The organism is Neorhizobium petrolearium (genome assembly GCF_029854435.1).
GTDB classification, from domain to species: domain Bacteria; phylum Pseudomonadota; class Alphaproteobacteria; order Rhizobiales; family Rhizobiaceae; genus Neorhizobium; species Neorhizobium petrolearium.
Map to the genome: position 1 here is coordinate 859,507 of NZ_CP123001.1, position 18,970 is coordinate 878,476.

Below are 18,970 nucleotides of genomic sequence, written 5' to 3' on the forward strand. Positions count from 1 at the left end.
ATTCAGGGAGGAGAACCGAAATGTCCAAAAGAAAAATTGGCAGATACACGAGAAGGACGCTGGGCAGGCTTCTTGCCGGCCTTTCCCTCGCAGCATGCCTCACGTCGCCGGCGTTTGCGCAGGATGCGGGCACGATCAGAATCCTGATCAGCCAGTCGCCCTGGCTGAACTCGTTCGTATCGCTTGTCGATCAATACCAGAAGGATACCGGCACGAAATTCCAGCTCGACGTGACGCCCTTCGGCGGCATGGTCGACAAGATGCGCAACTCGGTTCGCGCCCAGCAGGGTTCGTACGATATTATCAATATCAATGCCCAAGGGCTCGCGGAAATGTATGCCGGCGGTTTCCTGAGGCCGCTCAAGGAGATCGATTCCAGCTTTTCCCTGCCGGAGGGTGTGCTGGATTTCGGCGGTTCGGCCCACTGGAACGCCTCCAAGAGCAGCTTCGATCCCAAGGGGGAGCTCCTCGGTGTTCCGACCAATGGCAACGTCCTGGTGCTTTATTACCGGAGCGACCTCTACAGGCAGGCCGGGTTGAAGGTGCCGCAGACCTGGGATGATCTGCTGGCCAATGCCAAGAAGCTGCACAATCCGCCGAAGACCTACGGCTTTGTGTCGCGTGGTACGCGTGAATCGATCCTGTTCGATTTCTCGCCCGTCCTCTTCAGCCATGGTGGCAGCTTCTTTGCAGATCCGGAAACCGGCGATTTTTCGGTGACGCTCAACAGCCCGCAGGGCTTGCAGGCGCTGGAGACGTTCATCAAGCTCAACAAGGAAGTTGGCGCGGGCAATGCCGGCGCGCTTGAACAGGCCGAACTGATCCAGCTCCTTTCCACCGGCAAGGCAGCCCAGGGCACTGCGGTCATCGCAGCCGTCGCCGACCTTCAGGACCCTAACAAGTCGATCGTCACCGACACGATCGAAACCGCGCTTCTGCCGGCCGGCCCGGGCGGCAAGCACGCGTCGGTCGCCGGCCACTGGATGGCGGGCATTCCGAAGAACGTGCCGGAAGCCAACCAGAAGGCGGCGCTGAAATTCCTCAAGTGGTTCCTGCAAAAGGATACGCAGGTTGCCTACACACAGGCTGGCGGCATCCCGATCCGCAAGGACCTCAGCGATACCGCACTTGCCGGCGATCCAGCCTACCGTTTCATCAAGGCGTTTTCGGAAAATGCCGATGTCGCCAAGATGAATACGCCGCTTAAGGAAGGCGTGCGTATGAAGGAGGTCATTTCGCTTTATCTCAACCGGGCGCTGATCGGTGAGATTTCCGCCAAAGATGCTCTGAACGGCGCCGCGACCGAGATGAATCAGATTTTGACTGCGGCCGGCTACAAGCTCACTCCTCCCAAGATGCTGTAAGCCGCACGGTGTCCGGGACACCATGCCCGGACACCCCTTTCTGGAGTTATCTTTCACAATGGCGATACGTCCCATAGACGCGACGAAAATCGAACGCGCTAATTTCTGGTGGAGGGCTGGCTCCCTTGCTCCTGCCATCATCGTCCTCGCTCTTCTGTCGATCTGGCCGGTCTTCAATTTGGCTTATCTGAGCCTTTCCGACGTCAAGTGGGTGTCCGGCTCGGCCGTCGTCGATTTCGTCGGGTTGCGAAATTTTCATGAGCTTTTCACCGGCGAGGAGGTCTACTGGGCCGGTGTCAGGAACACGATCATTTTTGCGATTTGCGCCGTCACGTTGCAGATGATTTTTGGGTTCACTATGGCGCTTGCGGTGCGTCGTGCTTCAAAGATCGGCAGGAGCGTGCTGACCGCGGTCTTCCTCTTGCCCATCGTCATTCCTCCGATCGTCATCGGGGCCATGTGGCGCCTTCTGCTTGGCCGTGATTTCGGTATCGTCAATTCCTTGCTGAGCTTCCTGAGCCTGCCGCAGGTGGACTGGCTCGGCGATCCGCGGTTCGCGCTGATGTCCGTTGTCGTTGTTGACGTCTGGCACTGGACGCCCTTCGTGTTCCTCCTGACGCTTGCCGGCCTGGAATCGCTCGACCAGGAAGTGTTCGAGGCTGCCAAGCTGGACGTCAAGAACCGCTGGCAGGAATTGCGCTACGTGACCATCCCGCTGATGATGCCGACCATCCTGATCACGCTGGCATTCCGCATGATCCTTTCCTTCAAGGTCTTCGACGAGGTCTTCCTGCTGACGGGCGGTGGTCCCGGTACGGCGACCGAAGTCATCAATTTCTCGATCAACCGCGTTTTCTTCGCGCAGGATCGGGTCGGAATGGGATCGGCAATGTCTCTCCTGACGATCTTCGGCGTCGCCGCACTGATCGTCGTTGCAAATACCGTGGTCCGCCGCCGCCGCAAACAGAAGGATGCCGCAGCATGAATGCCAAGAGAAGCCTCAGCGGCATCGGCGGAAACGTGATGGCTTGGGGTTATGCCCTGATCATTCTGGGCCCGATGTTGTGGATCCTGTCCAATTCGTTCAAACGGCAGATCGACATCCTGATGGGCACAACGATTGCGCCATTCACGTTCGTCAATTACCAGCTCATCATCAATTCACGGCAGTCGCACTTCCTCTGGAATCTCTGGAATAGTGCCGTTGTGGCGGTGATCTCGACACTGCTGGTACTGGCCATCGCAACAGTTGCGGCCTTCACCGTCGCGCGCCTCCAGCCGCCGCGCTGGGTGACCTTCATCCTGCTCGGCTGGGCGCTGGTCTTCCACATGCTGCCGACACTGACATTCGTCGGGTCCTGGTACGTGATGTTCACGCAGGTCGGCCTGCACGGTACCTATACGGCGCTTACTCTGGCGCAGGTGGTGCAGGGGCTGCCGATGGCGCTGTTCCTGATGATCGGCTTCGTCATGAACATTCCGAAGGAACTCGTTCAGGCGGCGCGGCTTGACGGCTGCACCTATGCGCAGGTCTTCCGTCACCTGATCTTCCCCCTGTCGCTCGGCGGCATGGCAGCGGCCGGTGCGCTCGCCTTCATCTCGGCCTGGAGCGATTTCGCGATTGCCCTTAATCTCTCCAACAAGGATACCATGACCGCACCCGTGGCGATCGCTACCTTCGCCCAGGAACACCAGATCCTCTATGGGCAGATGGCCGCCGCCTCCATGCTCTCCATGATCCCGGCGCTCGCCTTCATCATGTTCGGGCAGCGTTTCGTCGTGCGCGGTCTTCTCGCCGGCGCCGTTAAATAGGAAAACCAATGGCACACTTGCAGCTTCATAAAGTCGGTAAATCCTACGGCGCGGTCGAGGTCATTCCCGGCATTGATTTTGAGATCAATTCCGGCGAGTTTCTGGTTCTGGTCGGGCCTTCCGGCAGCGGAAAATCGACACTGCTCAAGATGATTGCGGGGCTGGAGGAAACGACGTCCGGCAAGATCATGGTTGATGGCGAGGACATTACCCATCTCGACCCGTCGGCCCGCGACCTTGCGATGGTTTTCCAGTCCTATGCGCTCTATCCACATATGACGGTCAGGGACAACATGTCCTTTGCGCTCCGGATGCGTGGCGAGGATCCGGCCGAAATCGACCGGCGGGTCAAGGAAGCTGTCGTCATGCTCGATCTCGGCGGCCTTGAAAACCGCAAGCCGGGACAGCTCTCCGGCGGCCAGCGTCAGCGCGTCGCAATGGGGCGCTGCGTCGTGCGCAATCCGAAACTCTTCCTGTTCGACGAACCGCTTTCCAACCTCGATGCAAAGCTGCGCGCCCAGACCCGCATCGAGATCCGCCGCCTGCACGAAAGGCTCAACGCAACCTCGATCTTCGTCACCCACGACCAGGTGGAAGCGATGACGATGGCGGACCGCATCGCGCTCCTGAAGGACGGCAAGCTGCAGCAGATCGGCTCGCCGCAGGACCTCTATCTGAGGCCGAAAAATACCTTCGTGGCGACCTTTATCGGCACGCCGGAGATGAATCTCGTGGCGAGCCAGGTCGAGATGATCGACGGTGGACTCTGGCTCGGTGGCGCCAGCGGAATGTCGCTGCCGGTGTCGCCGGAGCGGCAGGCGAAGCTTGCTGGCGGGATGGCCTCCCGCAGGCAGGTCAAAGTCGGTATCCGACCGGAGCATTTCGAGATCGTTGCGACCGGCACGAAGGGCGCGCTCGAGGTCAAGGTCAATGTCACGGAATGGTTGGGCCACGAGATATTCATCTTCGGCCAGTCGGCGCTCGGGCCGATCGGCGTGCGCGTGCCGGAAGGAATGGCGGCGGCGCCGGCGGCGAACGATGTCCTGAACATCCGCCCGGTCGCAGATCGCTGGCACGTTTTCGATACCGCAAGCGGCGACAGCCTTCTGGCCGAATGACAAATCAATTGGTCAGGTGCGAGGTGCTGAAATGGTGATATTGTTCGGCCAGACGTTCACGAAGCGCGAACTCGGACGAGTTTTTCCCGATCTCATGCAAGTGGCGGGCTTCAAGAGGATGACGGTCGAGGACGGGGCGGGCCGCGGCATGCGGCTCCTCCAGATCGACAGCGGTGGCGGATTGCGGATCGATCTCCTGCCGGACCGGTGCTGCGATATCGGCCAGGTCTGGTGCGACAATATCCCGTTCGGCTGGATCAGCCCGATGGGGACGCCCCTCCCGTCCCTGATCGGCGAGAACAACGCTCTTTCCGGTCTGATGATGACCTGCGGCTTTGACCATATCCGCCAGCCGGACACCGATCAGGGGCGCAGTTTCCCTTTACACGGCAACATGATGAACCTGCCGTCGAAGATCACCACCACGGATACGGTCTGGGATGGTGACGAATGCCTCTTCCGGGTCAAGGCCGAGGTGACCCAGTTCAACCTGAACCACGGCACGATCCGGCTGCAGCGGCATGTCTATGTGCCGCTCGGAGGCCGCTCGCTGGTGGTTTCCGACCGCGTCACCGTGCTGTCCGGCAATCTGCCGATCATGGCGATGTATCACATCAACCTTGGTTTTCCGGCGATGACCCCGGCAAGCGTGCTGCATCTCAACGGCGAAGATATCTCAGTGGATTGCCTGGGCGAGAATAAGATCAAGACCCGCCCCTCCGGCGCGTCGGTATCGGAGGTCGAGCTAGCGGCTGGTGCCGGCGGCGGTTCGCGCTTCCGCCTGAAATATGACGGGCGGAAACTGCCTTTCCTGCAGACGCTTCGCAACTCGCACGATGGTGTAAATGTGTTCTGCATCGAGCCGGCGACGCATGATCGCCTACCGCGAAAGGAATTGCGCGAGGCAGGCGCTCTGGGGCCGACGGAGCGCGGCGGCACGCATATGTTCCATCTCGAGATGCTTTTCGACAGCGGCAGATAATGTCCGGCAGGGGCTCACCGATATGGGGAGCTTGGAAGAAACAATGAGCGGATGCTGTTCGGCGGTGAGCCGGAATATGGGAAATGAAGTATTGGGCGCTGCTGCGAGGATCACGACGCGCGGCAGGGCCGGCGTGGTTGTCGCGGTGAAGGGCGGCGAAAGCTTTGTTGGAACCTGTGAGCCGATCCTGACCGTCGATGGCGAAGGCCCGGAACGCAGGGTCACAGTCACCGATTTTTTCCTCGAAGCCGAAACCGTCACCGTCTCTCGCTTCGCCGAATTTGTGGCAGCCACCGGTTATGTCACCGAGGCGGAAAAGTTCGGCTGCGCCGCGGTGTTTGTCGGCCTGCTCGAGGATCAGAAGCTCATCGCCGAAAATGTCGCCCGCACGCCCTGGTGGGTACGTGTGGATGGCGCGGTCTGGAACATGCCGGAAGGACCGGGCAGTTCGATCGAAGACCGCATGGATCATACGGTGACGCAGGTGTCTTGGAACGATGCGCTCGCCTTTGCCGCCTGGGTCGGCGGTCGCTTGCCGACGGAGGCGGAATGGGAGCATGCGGCGCGTGGCGGCAATCGCCGGCGGAAATATCCCTGGGGTAACGAGGAGCCGACGGACGACGAAGTGTTCTGCAACATCTGGCAGGGACGGTTTCCGCAGGTGAATACTCTGGCGGACGGTTATTTCGGCACGGCACCCTCGCGCAGTTTCACGCCGACAGGGGACGGTTTCTACAATCTGTCCGGCAATGTCTGGGAGTGGACGAGCGATCCGTTCCGGGTTCGCTCGCTATCGCGTCAGGCGAAGCTGCGCAACGAACAGTCGAAGAAGAGCGCCGACAAGGTGCTGAAGGGCGGCTCTTTCCTCTGCCACAAGAGTTATTGCTACCGCTACCGGATCGCCGCCCGTATGGGGCTTTCGCCGGACAGCGCGTCGAGCAATACCGGCTTCCGCATCGCCTACGATGCGCAGCCGTGCGAGGGCGACGCGATCTGACATGCTAGTTGGCCGGGAGGAAAAAGCTGCCATGCGTCCGAATATCCTGATGCTTTTTCCCGACCAGTGGCGCGGCGACTGGCTGGGCGCGATCAGTAACTTGCCGTTGCGCACGCCGAACATCGATGCGCTGATCGCAAGAGGCGTTTCCTTCGGCCGAGCTTGGACGCCCAGTCCCCTCTGTGCGCCGGCACGCTCCTGCTTTGCAACCGGCAAGGGCTACGGCCGGGCACCCGTCGCCAACAATCTGATGGACAACCCGCCCGACACCCCCACGTTTTATGCCCGCCTGCGTCACGGCGGATATCAGGTCGCCAATGCAGGCAAATCCGATTTGCTCAAGGGCGCTCATAGCTGGGGCATCGACGGCCGGCACGTGGTGAATGGCGTCGATCAGCTTGCCCAACTTGGCTTCAGTCACGGCTTCGACAGCGCCGGCAAGAAGGCGGCCGAAAAAGCCTATGCCGAAGGTTGTCCCGAACCCTATACCGAAATGCTGAAACACCGCGGCCTGATAGACCGCTTCATGGCCGATTATGCGCATCGTTCGGTCGGAAAGGAAAAAACGCCGATGGCGGACTGGATCGAAGGCCGCATCCAAAGGCCGCCCGATGCTTATGCCAACGTGGCGCCGGTCGACCTGCCGGGCGATGCCTATAACGACAATTTCGTCGGAGCGGCGGCGGACCGCATCATCCGTGACTTCGATCCGGCAAAACCCTGGTTCCTGATCGTCAATTTCCCCGGTCCGCACGAGCCGATGGACGTAACTGCAGACATGGCCACCCGCTGGAAGGACGTTGAGTTTCCGCTCCCGCATCTGAGAGACAATGCCGATGCCGCGCTGCAGCAGGACATCCGTCGGCGTTATGCCGCGATGCTCGAGAATGTTGACCGCTGGCTCGGCGTCTATATCGAGACGTTGCGGGAGATCAGGCAACTCGACGAAACGCTGATCGTCTTCGCCAGCGACCACGGCGAGATGCTTGGCGACCGAAATCTTTGGAAGAAACAGGTGCCGTACGAGGCCTCGGTGCGGGTGCCTCTGGTGCTCGCGGGACCCGGCGTAAAGCCGCAGGGACATGTGCCGGGTCTGCTTGCAAACCTTCTCGATCTCCCCGTCACATTCCTTTCCCATGCGGAACTTGCCGTCCCGGGCGACTATGAGGGTTGTGACCTGACCCGCATTCTGAAAGGCGAGAGACCGCCCGAAGGTCGGCTGTTGACCTCCGGCCTCGGCGGCTGGCGGGCAATCACCGATGGGCGCTACAAGCTGCTTGTCGGCTTCACGACCGAAATATTCCAGGAGAACCTGCAATTCGGCAGCTTGACGCCGGAGACGTTCGAGACCGGCTTGCTGTTCGACCTCGAAAAAGATCCGCTCGAAACCGAGAATCTTTGGGAAAGTGCCGCCGAAGTCCGCGATCGATTGCTTGCACAGTTACAGATCGAGGTCGACCGCTAGACATATGGGGGGCAGAAGCCCTCACCAAGGCAGAATCTGGCCATTGTAATTGTAGAATGTGCCGGTCTGATGCGGCCCTGCCTCGGCAATGATTTCCCGCATGCGGTTGACGCTTGCCGATGCGGCAAGCCCCGCATCGGCGGCGAACGGTACGTTGCCGGGATGGATGCCAAGCACGCAGATCTGCCGCGGCGCGAGATCGATCGCGAAGCTTTTCATCACCATGTTGAGGCCGGCCTTGCTGGACCGGTAAGCGTAGGAAATGCCGGTATTGTTGAGGCTGATCGAACCCATGCGGCTGGAGATGAACGCGATCACCTTTTGCTCGCTTCGCGCCACGTTTTCGATGAATGCCTTCGAGACGACGAAAGGGGCGATGAGATTGACTTCCAGCATCCGGCGCCAAAGGTGGAGGTCGGTGTCCGCCAGCGAAAGGTGCGGGCCGGGAATTCCGGCGTTGTTGATGAGGATATCGATCTCCCGGTCCTGAAGATCGGCGGCAAGCTGCAGCACGGCGCCTTCATCCGTTACATCAAGCCCGACGACATCGACATTCGGGCCCAGGCGATGTCTTGCCGAGAAACCAGCGGGGGAGAGACAGGTCGCGATGACATGGTCGCCTTTTGCCGCATATTGTAGCGCAAATTCTTCGCCAAGGCCGCGGTCGCAGCCGGTAATCAGTATGGTCGCCATGAGTCACTCGCAATATTGAATCTGGAAAATTGGTATCGTTTTCACTGCATGCGTCAAGGCAAAAATTGCATTGACCAGCTGCAAAACTGGCATTACGAAGACAAGAAATGAAAACGCTTCCAAAAAGGGCGAGCCGGTGAAAGGCCAGGTGAAACAGCTGCAGTCCGGTCGTCCGAAAATGGCTGATGTCGCCCGCATGGCGGGCGTATCCGTCACGACGGTTTCCCGCTTCTACAATGAGCCTGATGCCGTGTCGGAAAAGATTCGTGCGCGGATCGCAGAGGCGGCGCAGGCGCTTTCCTATGTGCCGAACGTCATGGCGGGCAGCCTGGCTGCAACGCGCAGCAAGATGGTGGCCGTTGTCGTGCCGACGCTCAACAATTCCGTCTTCGCGCTCATGCTGGAAGAGATGAGCAGCGTCCTGAACCGCCGTGGTTATCAAGTTATGCTGGCATCCAATGACTATTCCATCGAACGCGAGGAAGAGCTCGTCAAGTCGCTGCTTTCCTGGTCTCCGGCCGGTATCGTCCTGGTCGGGCGGCATCATTCGCGCGGCACGTTGAAAGTGCTGCTCGAGGACGGTCTGCCGGTCGTGGAAGTAGGCGAATATCTGGACGGCGCGATAGACAGCAATATTGGCTTCTCGCACCGGGATGTCGGGCGGCGGGTCGCCCGGCATTTTGCAAACCTCGGTGTCCGTCGCCTCGGGCTTGTGCTCGTGGCGCTGCCCGGCGACCGTCGGGCAGCTGATCGTGGCGCAGGTTTTCGCGATATCGCGCGGGAGGACGGGCTTCATCTGGAAGAATTCACCGTGCCCGAGCGGGCCTCGTCGAAGGTCGGTGCCACGGCGTTTGGCGAGCTGATGAGCCGGGCAGACGCGCCGCAGGCGATCTTCTTTTCAAACGACATGCTCTGTCTCGGCGCGCTGTTCGAGGCCGTCCGTCTCGGCATCCGCGTTCCGGACGATGTCAGGCTCTGCGGTTATGGCGACTTCGATTTCGCGACGACGACCTCGCCGTCGCTGAGTTCCGTCCGCCCCCCGGATCGCGAGATCGGCCGGCGGGCGGGAGAGCTGTTGCTCGAAAGATTCCGGGGCGAGGGCGCGCCGGTATCCATCGATCTCGGCTTCGAACATATCGTGCGGGCATCCGGCTGACCGGAGATCCGCGATCTTGCAAGCTCAATTCCCGGAGGAACAGGTGCCAAAGTCCCAGGAGCGTCCGAACATCATCTTCGTGATCACGGATCAGCAGCGTTTCGATACGATTGCCGCCGGCGGGTTCCCCTACATGAAGACGCCGACCCTCGACCGGATGGTCGGGGAAGGCACCTATTTCCGGCAGACCTATGTAACGTCGCCGTCCTGCGCGCCGTCGCGGGCGAGCCTTTTCACCGGTGTCTATCCGCACACCAACGGGGTTTTTCGCAATGACGAGCCCTGGGCCTTCAGCTGGGTCCAGCAACTGGCCGAATCCGGCTATCGTTGCGTCAATATCGGCAAGATGCACACTTCGCCCTTCGAGGACTCCTTCGGTTTCCACGAACGACACGTGGTGGAGAACAAGGATCGCGCCACGGCGCGCCTGCCGTTCTTTCTCGATCATTGGGACAAGGCGATCTGGACCCGAGGTTTCGAAAAGCCGAGCCGCGTAACCTATCGCCGGCGGGAGGATTATCGCTCCTCCCTCGGCGCCTTCATCTGGGAACTGCCCGACGAACTGCATTCGGATAATTTCGTGCCGGAATTCGCCCAGATGTGGCTGGATTCCTATACGGGCAACGAACCGTTCTTCCTGCAGATCGGCATTCCTGGGCCGCATCCGCCTTACGATCCGACCCAGGAATATCTCGATCTCTACGCCGATGCCGACCTGCCGGAAGCAATCCTCAGCGACGAGGATCTAGCCTCTCAGCCGACAGCCTTGAAAAAATTGCGGGAGCAGCATCTCGCCGTAGACCATGACGCGGTCGTGCATCTCGCGAACCCGACCAAGGAGCAGTTACGGCGCCAGCGGCAGCACTATTTCGCGAATGTCTCGATGATCGACGCGCAGATGGCCAAACTCATCGAGGCGGTCGAGCGGCGCGGCGTACTCGATGACACGATCATCATCTTCACCTCCGACCACGGCGACAGTCTCAACGACCACGGCCACAGCCAGAAATGGTCGATGTATGAGCAGAGCGTCCGCGTGCCGGCGATCGTCTGGGCGCCCGGCCGCGTGGCGGAGGGCAGGGTGGTCGATGATCTGGTGTCACTCTTCGATTTCGCGCCGACCATTTTGGAGCTCGCCGGCCTGCCGGTTCCGGACTGGATGGAGGCACAGTCGCTCCTGCCTTACCTTGATGGCGAGGAATGCGAGCCGCGGAAATTCGTGTTCTCCGAACATGCGGGAGACCGGATCTTCAACGGCACGGAATTCATGACGATGATCCGCAGCCAGCGTTACAAGCTCGTCCACTTCGTCGACAGCGACGAGGGACAGCTGTTCGACATGGACAACGACCCGAAGGAAATCGACAATCTCTGGGATGATCCGGCGTATCAGGCGACCAGGCAGGAACTCATCACCGAAATCCTGAAATGGCGGATCAGAAGCTCGCTCAAGACGCAAGGGTGGACGTTGGCAAGCGTCAAGCTTGGCGCCAATTCCGGGCGCACACCGGAAAGCAATGCCCGTCAGGGCGGGGGGTAACTTTCAGAGGCGGGAAGGTGCGACACCCACGCCACACCTTCACGAGGGCAGGCGGCGCACAGGCAGGTTTTTTGCGGCCACTATGACAGGCGAACTCTCACTGATTTTGAGAGTCCCGCCGCCGGGTGCTTTCACGGATGATAAGCTCCCAATCGACAACTGTCGTCTTCGGTGCTCCATCGTTGATCCGTGCAAGGATCGCTTCCGCGGTCAGCTTGCCGATGCGCTCACGATCGGGACGGATCGTCGTGAGAGACGGGCTGACGCAGCTTGATGCCTCGTTGTCTCCGAACCCGATGACGCCGATTTCACCCGGTATCCGCCTGCCGCGCCTCTTGAGCGCCCGCAGGGCGCCAAATGCGACGACATCGCTGTTGCAGACAATGGCGTCGACCTCGGGACGCTGCTCCAGCAATTCGTGGGTCAGACGCTCTCCGAGATCCGGGCTGCCGTTTTGCTGGGCGGTGAACCTCACGATTTCCGGAAGCCCTGCCGCGACAACCGCGGCTTCAGCGCCGCGTAACCGCTTCTGGGCGCGTCTGTCGTTTTCGCGAAGGCTGCCGACAAACGCCAGGCGTGCATAGCCTTCAGCGATCAGATGGGCGGCCTGTGCCGCGCCGATGCTCGCGTGATCCATGCCGACCGCCGTATCGATTATCTCGCCCCCGACGTCCCACATCTCGATGATCGGGATGCCTGAGGCCTTCAGGAGTTCCACCACCTTCGGGGGATGATCGACGCCGATGATGGCGACCGCCGCCGGCCTCCAACTGAGTATCGAGCGGACCAGGCGTACCTCCTGGTCGGGATTGTATCTGGTATTGGCCAGCATCACCTGGAGATCCTGCTCCAGCAGGCCCGACTGCAGTGTGTCGACGATACTGGCAAATTCCGAATAATAGAGCGAGGTGACGACGACACCGACGATATCCGAGCGTGTCCCCGAGAGGCCCCCGGCAAGGCGGTTCGGCACGTAGTTCAGCTCTTCCATCGCCGCGTTGATGCGGCGGCGAAGCTCGACCCGCACCGTATTCGGAGCGCGCAGCGCCCGCGAGACCGTGTTGACCGAAACGCCCACCCGCTCCGCAATCGAGGCCAGGGTCGGGACGTTGCGCGTCTCTTTGTCAGCAATGCCCATATTCATTCCGGAGCCCAAAAAAACGTATGAGTGATCGTTGCGTTACCGTTAACTTTGTGCCATCGTTTTGATGGTGAGGCAAGCGGAAGAGGGACAAAACCAGTTTCTTTAGCCCGAAATGATTGGCGCCAGCCGAAAACCGGCGGCGTGGAGGAGCAGGACATATGGCTGAAAGGCCAAACATCATTCTGATCATGACGGATCAGCAGCGCTACGATTCGATCGCGGCGCTCGGATTCCCCTATGCGGTGACGCCCAATATCGATGCTCTCGTCGAGAAGGGCGTGGCGCTGACCAATTGCCATATCACGGCGCCGAGCTGCGTTCCGTCTCGTGCGAGCCTCTTCACCGGCTACTATCCGCATACGACGGGCGTACTGGCGAACGGTCAGAAATGGCAGCGGACCTGGGTCGAGCAGCTTCGGGATGCGGGTTATCGCTGCGTCAACGTCGGCAAGATGCACACCATCCCTTACAATTCGGATTCCGGTTTCCATGAACGTTATGTGGTGGAAAACAAGGACCGCTACATGGAAGGCCGCTGGTATTTCGATGAGTGGGACAAGGCGCTTGCCGCCAATGGCCTCGTCAAGCAGCAACGCGAACTCTACCGCAAGCTCGACGACTACCGCGACCGGCTCGGCTGCTTCGACTGGGAATTGCCCGAAGAGCTGCATGCCGACGCGTTCGTCGGAAACATGGCGAAGTGGTGGGTGGATACCTATCCGCCGACCGAACCGCTGTTCCTGCAGGTCGGCTTCCCGGGACCGCATCCGCCGTTCGATCCGCCGGCCCGTTATTCGGAGCCCTATCTGAAGCGCAACGACCTGCCGCTGCCGGAACCGGCGAAGGAAGAGCTGGATTCGCTTCATCAGGAGCTGAAGGACAAGCGTAGGCATGACGTCGAGGTCGATCATGATTCCGTCGTCTGGAACCTCGATCCGACGCCTGACCAGATGCAGCGGCTTTGGGCGCACTACCTCGGCAATGTCACGCTGATCGACGAGAAGGTCGGCGAACTGCTCGAGGCGCTCAAGGCCCGCGGTTACCTGGAGGATGCGATCGTCATCTTCACGTCCGACCATGGCGAATGCCTCGGCGAACACGGCCTGATCCAGAAATGGTCGATGTACGACATCGTCACGCGCGTGCCCACGGTCATCTGGTCGACGGCAAACCGGTTCGAGGGCGGCCGCTCGATCGACGGGCTCTGCCAGCTCTTCGACCTCGGTCCGACGATCCTTGAATATGCAGGCATCACGCCGCCGAAATCCTTCGAAGCGCAGAGCCTCAAGCCGGCGCTGGAAGGCAAGGACTGGACGCCGCGCGCCCATGTCTTCTGCGAGCAGATCGGTGATGTGGCGATGGCCGGCGGCGTGGAATTCATGACCGGCGTCAGAAGCGACCGATGGAAGCTCGTCCATTTCAAAGGCTCGTCCGACGGGCAGCTTTTCGATCTCGAAAGCGACCCGAAGGAGGTGAAGAACCTTTGGAGCGATCCGGCCTATGTCGAAAAGAAGGGGGAGCTTCTGGACGTGATGCGCGATTGGCTGATCGAGTCGAATTTCAAGACGCGCGATGTGATGGTCGGTGCCCGATGAGCCATCGATATTCGCAAACCGGACAAGCTTTCGTGAGGGAGTCATGACCTTGTCAATTCCAACGACCGAGGAAAAGCCGGAACCCGCACAGCAGCCGTCCCTGCTGTCGCGTCCGATGGGCATGCTGGCGATCAATATCGCCGCTGTTATCGTCGGCATCCTTCTTTGGGCGATCGTGACCGCGCAGGGCGTCGTCGGCCTGCCGACACCGCTCGCGGTTGCCAGGCAGGCAGTCATTCAAGCGCAGAACGGGCTTCTATGGTCCGATGCATTGGCGAGCCTCGGCCGCGTCTTCACCGGCTTTGCGCTCGGCATCGCCGTGGCGATCCCCACCGGTTTCCTGATGGGCTGGTACCGCACCGCCCGCGGCATTATCGAGCCCTATGTGCAGTTCTTCCGCACGATCCCGCCACTCGCCATCATCCCGCTGGCGATCGTCACCATGGGCATCGACGAGACGCCGAAGATCTTCGTCATTTTCCTGGCGTCGTTTCTCTCGAGCGTCGTCGCGACCTATCAGGGGGTCGTCAACGTGGACAAGACGCTGATCAACGCCGCCCGTGTTCTCGGCGCCAACGACTTCACCATCTTCCGTCGGGTCATCGTGCCGGCATCGCTGCCCTATATCATGGTCGGCGTCCGCATCGGCCTCGGTTCGTCCTGGGCGACCGTGGTGGCGGCGGAACTCATCGCGGCGCAGTCCGGCCTCGGTTTCCGCATGCAGCAGGCGCAGCTCTATTACGACCTTCCGACAATCTTCGTCAGCCTCATCGCGATCGGCGTCCTCGGCCTCATCATGGACCGGATCGTCATGGCACTCGATAACGTGCTGACCGCCTGGCAGGAAAAGCTATGAGTATCAAGATCTCGTTCCAGAACGTCACGAAGACGTTCAACATTGCCGGTCAGACGTCCTTCAACGCGTTGCAGAGCCTCAATCTCGATATCGAAGACGGCGAATTCATCACCGTGGTAGGCCCGTCCGGCTGCGGCAAGTCGACCGCCATGAACATCGCCGCCGGCTTGACGGCGCCGTCCTCGGGCCAGGTGCTCGTCGACAATGTGCCGGTAAAAGGGCCGGGGCCTGAACGTGGCGTAATCTTCCAGCAATATGCGCTCTTCCCCTGGCTGACGGTTCGCGAGAATGTCGAGTTCGGCCTGCAGATTGCCGGGCACCCAAAGGCGGATCGCCGCAGGATCGCCGATCACTTCATCGGGCTCGTCGGCTTGAGCGACTTTGCGGGCTCGCTACCGAAGACGCTGTCAGGTGGCATGAAACAGCGCTGCGCGATCGCGCGTGCCTATGCCGTCAATCCGAAGATTTTGCTCATGGATGAGCCTTTCGGAGCACTGGATGCTTTGACCCGCGTCCAGCTTCAGGATCAGCTGCTGGCAACCTGGAGCAAGGAGCGGCGCACGGTGATGTTCATCACCCATGATGTCGACGAGGCGGTCTATCTGGCGAGCCGCGTCGTCGTCATGGCCGCCCGTCCGGGCAGGCTGCACAGGATCATCCCGGTCGATCTGCCCTATCCGCGCACCGAGGAGATGCGCCTTTCGCCGGAATTTTCGACATTGCGCAACGAGGTCTGGCGGTCGGTCTATCACCCGGCCGCGGCCTGAAACACTGCCATATCATCGGCTGTCACAAGGAGGAGATGAACATGCTGACGAGACGAAATATGATCAAGACGACAGCGGCGATCACTGCCGCGAGTGCGTTTTCGATCGGCGGAGGGGCGCGTGCCCAATCCGCCGACATGACCATCGGCTATATTGCCGACTTCCCGAATGCCAGCGTGCTGGCGATCGCCGAGGACCAGAAGCTGTGGGAAGCCGAAGGCATCACGCCATCGGTGAAGGTTTTCACCAACGGTCCGATCCAGATCCAGGCGATGGGCGCTGGCAGCCTGAACTTCGGCACGATCGGTCCGGGAGCCCTGTGGCTGCCGGCGAGTGGCCGCGCCAAGGTGGTCGGCGTCAACGACATCGGCTTCTCCGACCGTGTCATCGTGCAGTCCGGCATCAACTCGATCGCCGATCTCAAAGGCAAGAAGGTGGGCGTGCCCCAGGGGACGTCCGGCGACATGATCCTGCGCATGGCGCTGACCAAGGCCGGCATGACGATCGGCGACATCCAGGTGGTGCCGATGGACCCGGCGACGGTTGTCTCCGCCTTCACGTCGAAGCAGATCGACGGCGCCGGCATCTGGTATCCGCTGATCGACACCGTCAAGCCACGCGTGCCGGACATGAAGGAGCTGGCATCGAACCAGGATTTCTACCCGCAGACCTCGTTCATCAACACATTCGTCGCACGCAACGAGATCGTCCAGGAGAATCCGGACCTCGTGAAGACATTCCTGCGAGTCATGAAGAAGGCGATGGACTATCGCGCCGCCAACCTCGATAGGTCCATCCAGATCACCACGGCCTTCCTCAACGCGCCGGCTGATGCCACCGAGAAGGTTGCCCGCAGCCGCAAGATGCTGACAGCCAAGGAACTGGACGACTTCACCAAGGACGGCACCGTCAACAAGTGGCTGTCGGACTTCAACAAGATGTTCCAGGAATTCGGCACGGTGAAAGATCCGCTGCCGCCGGAGCAATTCTACACGGCTGACCTGTTTACCGGCGCTTGAGCCTTTATCGCTCCTCGCCGAGTCTCTTCGACGGGGAGCGGATACCGTCCAGCGTCGTGAAATCTGTCGGTATGCTACGTTTTGCGCTTAAGCCCAGCAACTGGTGCCTTACAGCGAAAAATCCACAGCTTTCTCTCGCAGGGAGTATTTTCCGTAAATTGACGCTGTAGCCGCGTCAGTTGAAAATCCTCCGATCGATGGCCCCAGGCGGTTGAGCCTTGCTTCTCCGGCAGTTCTACGACATTCGGCTCATACGAGGGGACGCTGCGGACCGTTTGTGACTTCATGAGCAGTCATGAATGGTCCGCGGTTCCAGATCCGTAATCGTAGCTCATGAAGAATTGTTTGGCGGAGATATCGCGCTCAATTTCGGACCCGCGGAGGCGTGAGAATTCATCTACACCCATCGTTACACGGCATTGCCGAATGTTACGGCGGATGACGGGCTCGCTCCGGGGGTTAGAGCGAGCCCACCCGTGGTACGGCCGTAGTACCGGGTACCCGCAAGGAATGGGGGCGCGGGCAATCAAAGAAGGCGCCGAATAGCATTCTCATTCAATTCGTCTATTAGAAGTATAGGCGTTGAACATTTCGTTATCCCTGACGGATTGTCTCGAAGCCGTTCGGTGAGGTCGCGCCCATAAGTGCAAGGCGGCAGTGGACACCAACGGCCGTATGGCGGGGAGCTTGGGCGCCGTCGGCCCTTCGTTCATTTCCTGTTAAGGGAACGCCAGGCCCGCACGTCGTCACCAGTGATCCAGATGCGTCCGTCGAATGCAGCCTTTTCGGTTTCGATCTTTCGGGTTACGATTTCGGCGAAGACATCGAGATATTGCGCAAGCCGGGTAGCATCACACCGGGGAGGGGACTGCATGCCTGTCAAGGCATCGCGTGAGATCTGGACGGGTTGGCAACTTTTGCCGTCGCTCATGATGATGAGCGCATCCCGTCCAACCATGCGATATCCAAGGGCGTTAATTGTCGGTTCCATCCTAAACTCCGTCAGGCGTTTTTGACCGAAGGACGTGAGCTAGGCATCCCTCAGAAGCCGGATCGGGCTGGTGTCTGAGAGGGCAGGAAAATGCGAAGAGCGCTCTCGATCAGGCCTGAGAGCCTGGCCGTGAGCGCCCGCGACGCAGACACAGCGCACGCATCCGGAGGATGCGCAAAGGACGCGGAGCTCTTTCAGTTCATCTTTGCGATACTCTTTGAGGCGGAGAGAGAGCCGGATGGAGCAAGACTTACGCGAACGACATCGCCGGCCTGTATGCGCGTATGCTCCCCCGCCGGCATTTCCCTATATTCGCCGCTGACTGGACGTACGACCGAGAATTTCGTCTCAATCATGTCTTCGAGACTGCTCACGCGCCGTGCCGTCGCGCCGATCTCGGCGATTGTCTGCAAACTGAAAGCGATTTTTTTCTGCAGCCGGATCATGTCGAGCTCGATGTCCCTCAATTCAGTGGCCGCATCATTGTGGCGTTTGCTTTCAAGTTCCAGGATTCGGCGTTCGACTTCGTTCTTGTTCTGTTGCGCGCGAGCGAGGAAGGAGCTTGATTCGAGCAACTGCTGGTTCATTGCCAGCAACTCCCGTTTGCGTTCCCTGAGAGCGGATTGGGAGGCGGCTCCCCGTGTTACGAGCTCTTCCGAGGCATTGACATCGAGCCCCAAGAGATCGAATTGCTCATTGCGCAGGGAGGCGCTCTTTTCGAGAGTATCGATTTCCTGGATAAAGTTCTGCCGCTGCCCTTCTAGGTTGGTCTTTTCGTCCTGCATGACCGACAGCCGGAGCTTGTAAAGGCTTCGCTCCGCATCGACGATCTTCTGAACGACGGCAGGATCCCTGGTCAATCCGATTTCGTTGGTCTTGTACTCGAATTCAGCATTGTTCAGCTCTGCCTCCAGTCGAACGCGCTTGACGTCCTGGGACAGCAACTGCAGCGACATATCCTCGTATTCCTGTTGCGCAGAAATGAGTTGGACGCCGGACATGTCCGTTCGCGCCGTCGGCTCGCGCAATCCACCGCCGAGTGCAAACAGTTCCAGCACGGTCATGCCGGGGCGGTATTCGTACTTTCCGGGTTTCTGAACATCGCCGACAATGAAGATAGGCGCATATTCCTTCACGGCGACGGCAACCGACAGATTGGCCAAATGCTTTGCGAGATCCTGGCCGATCTGGGTGCCGATCTGGTCAACGGTCTTGTCAACGACCTCGATGTTGCCAAGGATAGGATAGCCGATGGTGCCTTCCACGCTGACCGGGAAAAGGCCCGTCAGGCCGTTATCCCCATAGACGGATATCATCAACACATCGCCAATGGCGACCTTGTAGGCCGAGATTTCCGAGGCCGATACTTGCATTGGCGACAAGAGCAGGATCAGGAGCAGGAGGGTATTCTTGAGCCAGGATCGCCGTTGCGGATGTGAGTGTCGGGCGGGACGCGTGAATCGCATGTTCT

The 18,970-nt window shown here is 60.0% G+C and carries 17 protein-coding genes; 13 read left to right on the forward strand and 4 right to left on the reverse strand.

Annotation, left to right across the window (positions count from 1 at the left end; genetic code table 11):
* Positions 1-20 precede the first annotated feature (20 nt).
* The 7 genes from QEO92_RS30900 (at position 21) to QEO92_RS30930 (ending at position 7,738) form a co-directional block, all read left to right on the forward strand.
* Complete coding sequence (locus QEO92_RS30900; protein WP_227705843.1) at positions 21-1,364, forward strand: ABC transporter substrate-binding protein; 1,344 nt, start codon at positions 21-23, stop codon at positions 1,362-1,364.
* A gap of 58 nt (positions 1,365-1,422) precedes the next feature.
* A complete protein-coding gene (locus QEO92_RS30905) occupies positions 1,423-2,349 on the forward strand; it encodes a carbohydrate ABC transporter permease (protein WP_227705844.1) in 927 nt (308 codons plus the stop codon).
* Entirely contained in the window at positions 2,346-3,176 is an 831-nt protein-coding gene (locus tag QEO92_RS30910; protein ID WP_227705845.1) for a carbohydrate ABC transporter permease, read from the forward strand. Before QEO92_RS30905 ends, QEO92_RS30910 begins: the two co-directional genes overlap by 4 nt.
* Before the next feature lie 8 nt (positions 3,177-3,184).
* Entirely contained in the window at positions 3,185-4,294 is a 1,110-nt protein-coding gene (locus tag QEO92_RS30915; RefSeq protein WP_227705846.1) for an ABC transporter ATP-binding protein, read from the forward strand.
* A 31-nt stretch (positions 4,295-4,325) separates the two neighbouring features.
* A complete protein-coding gene (locus QEO92_RS30920; RefSeq protein ID WP_037145545.1) occupies positions 4,326-5,276 on the forward strand; it encodes a DUF4432 family protein in 951 nt (316 codons plus the stop codon).
* A 76-nt stretch (positions 5,277-5,352) separates the two neighbouring features.
* A complete protein-coding gene (locus QEO92_RS30925; protein WP_227705847.1) occupies positions 5,353-6,273 on the forward strand; it encodes a formylglycine-generating enzyme family protein in 921 nt (306 codons plus the stop codon).
* A gap of 31 nt (positions 6,274-6,304) precedes the next feature.
* Complete coding sequence (locus QEO92_RS30930) at positions 6,305-7,738, forward strand: sulfatase family protein (RefSeq protein ID WP_227705848.1); 1,434 nt, start codon at positions 6,305-6,307, stop codon at positions 7,736-7,738.
* A 21-nt stretch (positions 7,739-7,759) separates the two neighbouring features.
* Here the strand turns inward: QEO92_RS30930 and QEO92_RS30935 are convergent, their stop codons facing one another.
* A complete protein-coding gene (locus tag QEO92_RS30935) occupies positions 7,760-8,431 on the reverse strand; it encodes an SDR family oxidoreductase (RefSeq protein ID WP_227705849.1) in 672 nt (223 codons plus the stop codon).
* A 148-nt stretch (positions 8,432-8,579) separates the two neighbouring features.
* On the opposite strand from QEO92_RS30935, the gene QEO92_RS30940 reads away from it, so the two are divergent.
* Both QEO92_RS30940 and QEO92_RS30945 read left to right on the forward strand, forming a co-directional pair.
* Positions 8,580-9,587: a LacI family DNA-binding transcriptional regulator gene (locus QEO92_RS30940; RefSeq protein ID WP_227705850.1), complete on the forward strand. Its 1,008-nt coding sequence runs from the start codon at positions 8,580-8,582 to the stop codon at positions 9,585-9,587.
* Between the two features lie 43 nt (positions 9,588-9,630).
* On the forward strand, positions 9,631-11,127 hold the full coding sequence (locus tag QEO92_RS30945) for a sulfatase family protein (RefSeq protein WP_227705851.1): 1,497 nt from the start codon (positions 9,631-9,633) through the stop codon (positions 11,125-11,127).
* A gap of 97 nt (positions 11,128-11,224) precedes the next feature.
* On the opposite strand, the gene QEO92_RS30950 is transcribed toward QEO92_RS30945, so the two are convergent.
* Positions 11,225-12,265 carry a LacI family DNA-binding transcriptional regulator gene (locus tag QEO92_RS30950; protein WP_227705852.1) on the reverse strand — a complete coding sequence of 347 codons (1,041 nt, stop codon included), beginning with the start codon at positions 12,263-12,265 and terminating at the stop codon, positions 11,225-11,227.
* 164 nt (positions 12,266-12,429) lie between these two features.
* Between QEO92_RS30950 and QEO92_RS30955 the strand changes: the two genes are divergently transcribed.
* From QEO92_RS30955 to QEO92_RS30970, 4 genes are all read left to right on the forward strand, one after another.
* The gene (locus QEO92_RS30955) at positions 12,430-13,866 is read left to right on the forward strand and encodes a sulfatase family protein (protein WP_227705853.1); all 1,437 of its coding nucleotides are present in this window, start codon (positions 12,430-12,432) and stop codon (positions 13,864-13,866) included.
* Between the two features lie 115 nt (positions 13,867-13,981).
* Complete coding sequence (locus QEO92_RS30960) at positions 13,982-14,722, forward strand: ABC transporter permease (protein ID WP_227705902.1); 741 nt, start codon at positions 13,982-13,984, stop codon at positions 14,720-14,722.
* The gene (locus QEO92_RS30965) at positions 14,719-15,489 is read left to right on the forward strand and encodes an ABC transporter ATP-binding protein (protein WP_227705854.1); all 771 of its coding nucleotides are present in this window, start codon (positions 14,719-14,721) and stop codon (positions 15,487-15,489) included. The genes QEO92_RS30960 and QEO92_RS30965 overlap by 4 nt, the downstream gene beginning before the upstream one ends.
* Before the next feature lie 44 nt (positions 15,490-15,533).
* Positions 15,534-16,508 carry an aliphatic sulfonate ABC transporter substrate-binding protein gene (locus QEO92_RS30970; RefSeq protein WP_407722197.1) on the forward strand — a complete coding sequence of 325 codons (975 nt, stop codon included), beginning with the start codon at positions 15,534-15,536 and terminating at the stop codon, positions 16,506-16,508.
* 709 nt (positions 16,509-17,217) lie between these two features.
* Here QEO92_RS30970 and QEO92_RS30975 read toward each other — a convergent pair.
* Positions 17,218-17,499: a hypothetical protein gene (locus QEO92_RS30975; RefSeq protein ID WP_227705856.1), complete on the reverse strand. Its 282-nt coding sequence runs from the start codon at positions 17,497-17,499 to the stop codon at positions 17,218-17,220.
* Positions 17,500-17,693: 194 nt separating this feature from the next.
* A complete protein-coding gene (locus QEO92_RS30980; RefSeq protein WP_227705857.1) occupies positions 17,694-18,965 on the reverse strand; it encodes a polysaccharide biosynthesis/export family protein in 1,272 nt (423 codons plus the stop codon).
* Positions 18,966-18,970: the final 5 nt, after the last annotated feature.

Bases quoted from the DNA above. Each gene is read 5' to 3' on its own strand.
- QEO92_RS30960 (WP_227705902.1), top strand. From the start codon at position 13,982: ATGGGCATGCTGGCGATCAATATCGCCGCTGTTATCGTCGGCATCCTT.
- QEO92_RS30915 (WP_227705846.1), top strand. From the start codon at position 3,185: ATGGCACACTTGCAGCTTCATAAAGTCGGTAAATCCTACGGCGCGGTC.
- QEO92_RS30930 (WP_227705848.1), top strand. From the start codon at position 6,305: ATGCGTCCGAATATCCTGATGCTTTTTCCCGACCAGTGGCGCGGCGAC.
- QEO92_RS30965 (WP_227705854.1), top strand. From the start codon at position 14,719: ATGAGTATCAAGATCTCGTTCCAGAACGTCACGAAGACGTTCAACATT.
- QEO92_RS30905 (WP_227705844.1), top strand. From the start codon at position 1,423: ATGGCGATACGTCCCATAGACGCGACGAAAATCGAACGCGCTAATTTC.
- QEO92_RS30955 (WP_227705853.1), top strand. From the start codon at position 12,430: ATGGCTGAAAGGCCAAACATCATTCTGATCATGACGGATCAGCAGCGC.
- QEO92_RS30900 (WP_227705843.1), top strand. From the start codon at position 21: ATGTCCAAAAGAAAAATTGGCAGATACACGAGAAGGACGCTGGGCAGG.
- QEO92_RS30980 (WP_227705857.1), bottom strand. From the start codon at position 18,965: ATGCGATTCACGCGTCCCGCCCGACACTCACATCCGCAACGGCGATCC.
- QEO92_RS30950 (WP_227705852.1), bottom strand. From the start codon at position 12,265: ATGGGCATTGCTGACAAAGAGACGCGCAACGTCCCGACCCTGGCCTCG.
- QEO92_RS30975 (WP_227705856.1), bottom strand. From the start codon at position 17,499: ATGGAACCGACAATTAACGCCCTTGGATATCGCATGGTTGGACGGGAT.
- QEO92_RS30935 (WP_227705849.1), bottom strand. From the start codon at position 8,431: ATGGCGACCATACTGATTACCGGCTGCGACCGCGGCCTTGGCGAAGAA.
- QEO92_RS30910 (WP_227705845.1), top strand. From the start codon at position 2,346: ATGAATGCCAAGAGAAGCCTCAGCGGCATCGGCGGAAACGTGATGGCT.
- QEO92_RS30925 (WP_227705847.1), top strand. From the start codon at position 5,353: ATGGGAAATGAAGTATTGGGCGCTGCTGCGAGGATCACGACGCGCGGC.
- QEO92_RS30920 (WP_037145545.1), top strand. From the start codon at position 4,326: ATGGTGATATTGTTCGGCCAGACGTTCACGAAGCGCGAACTCGGACGA.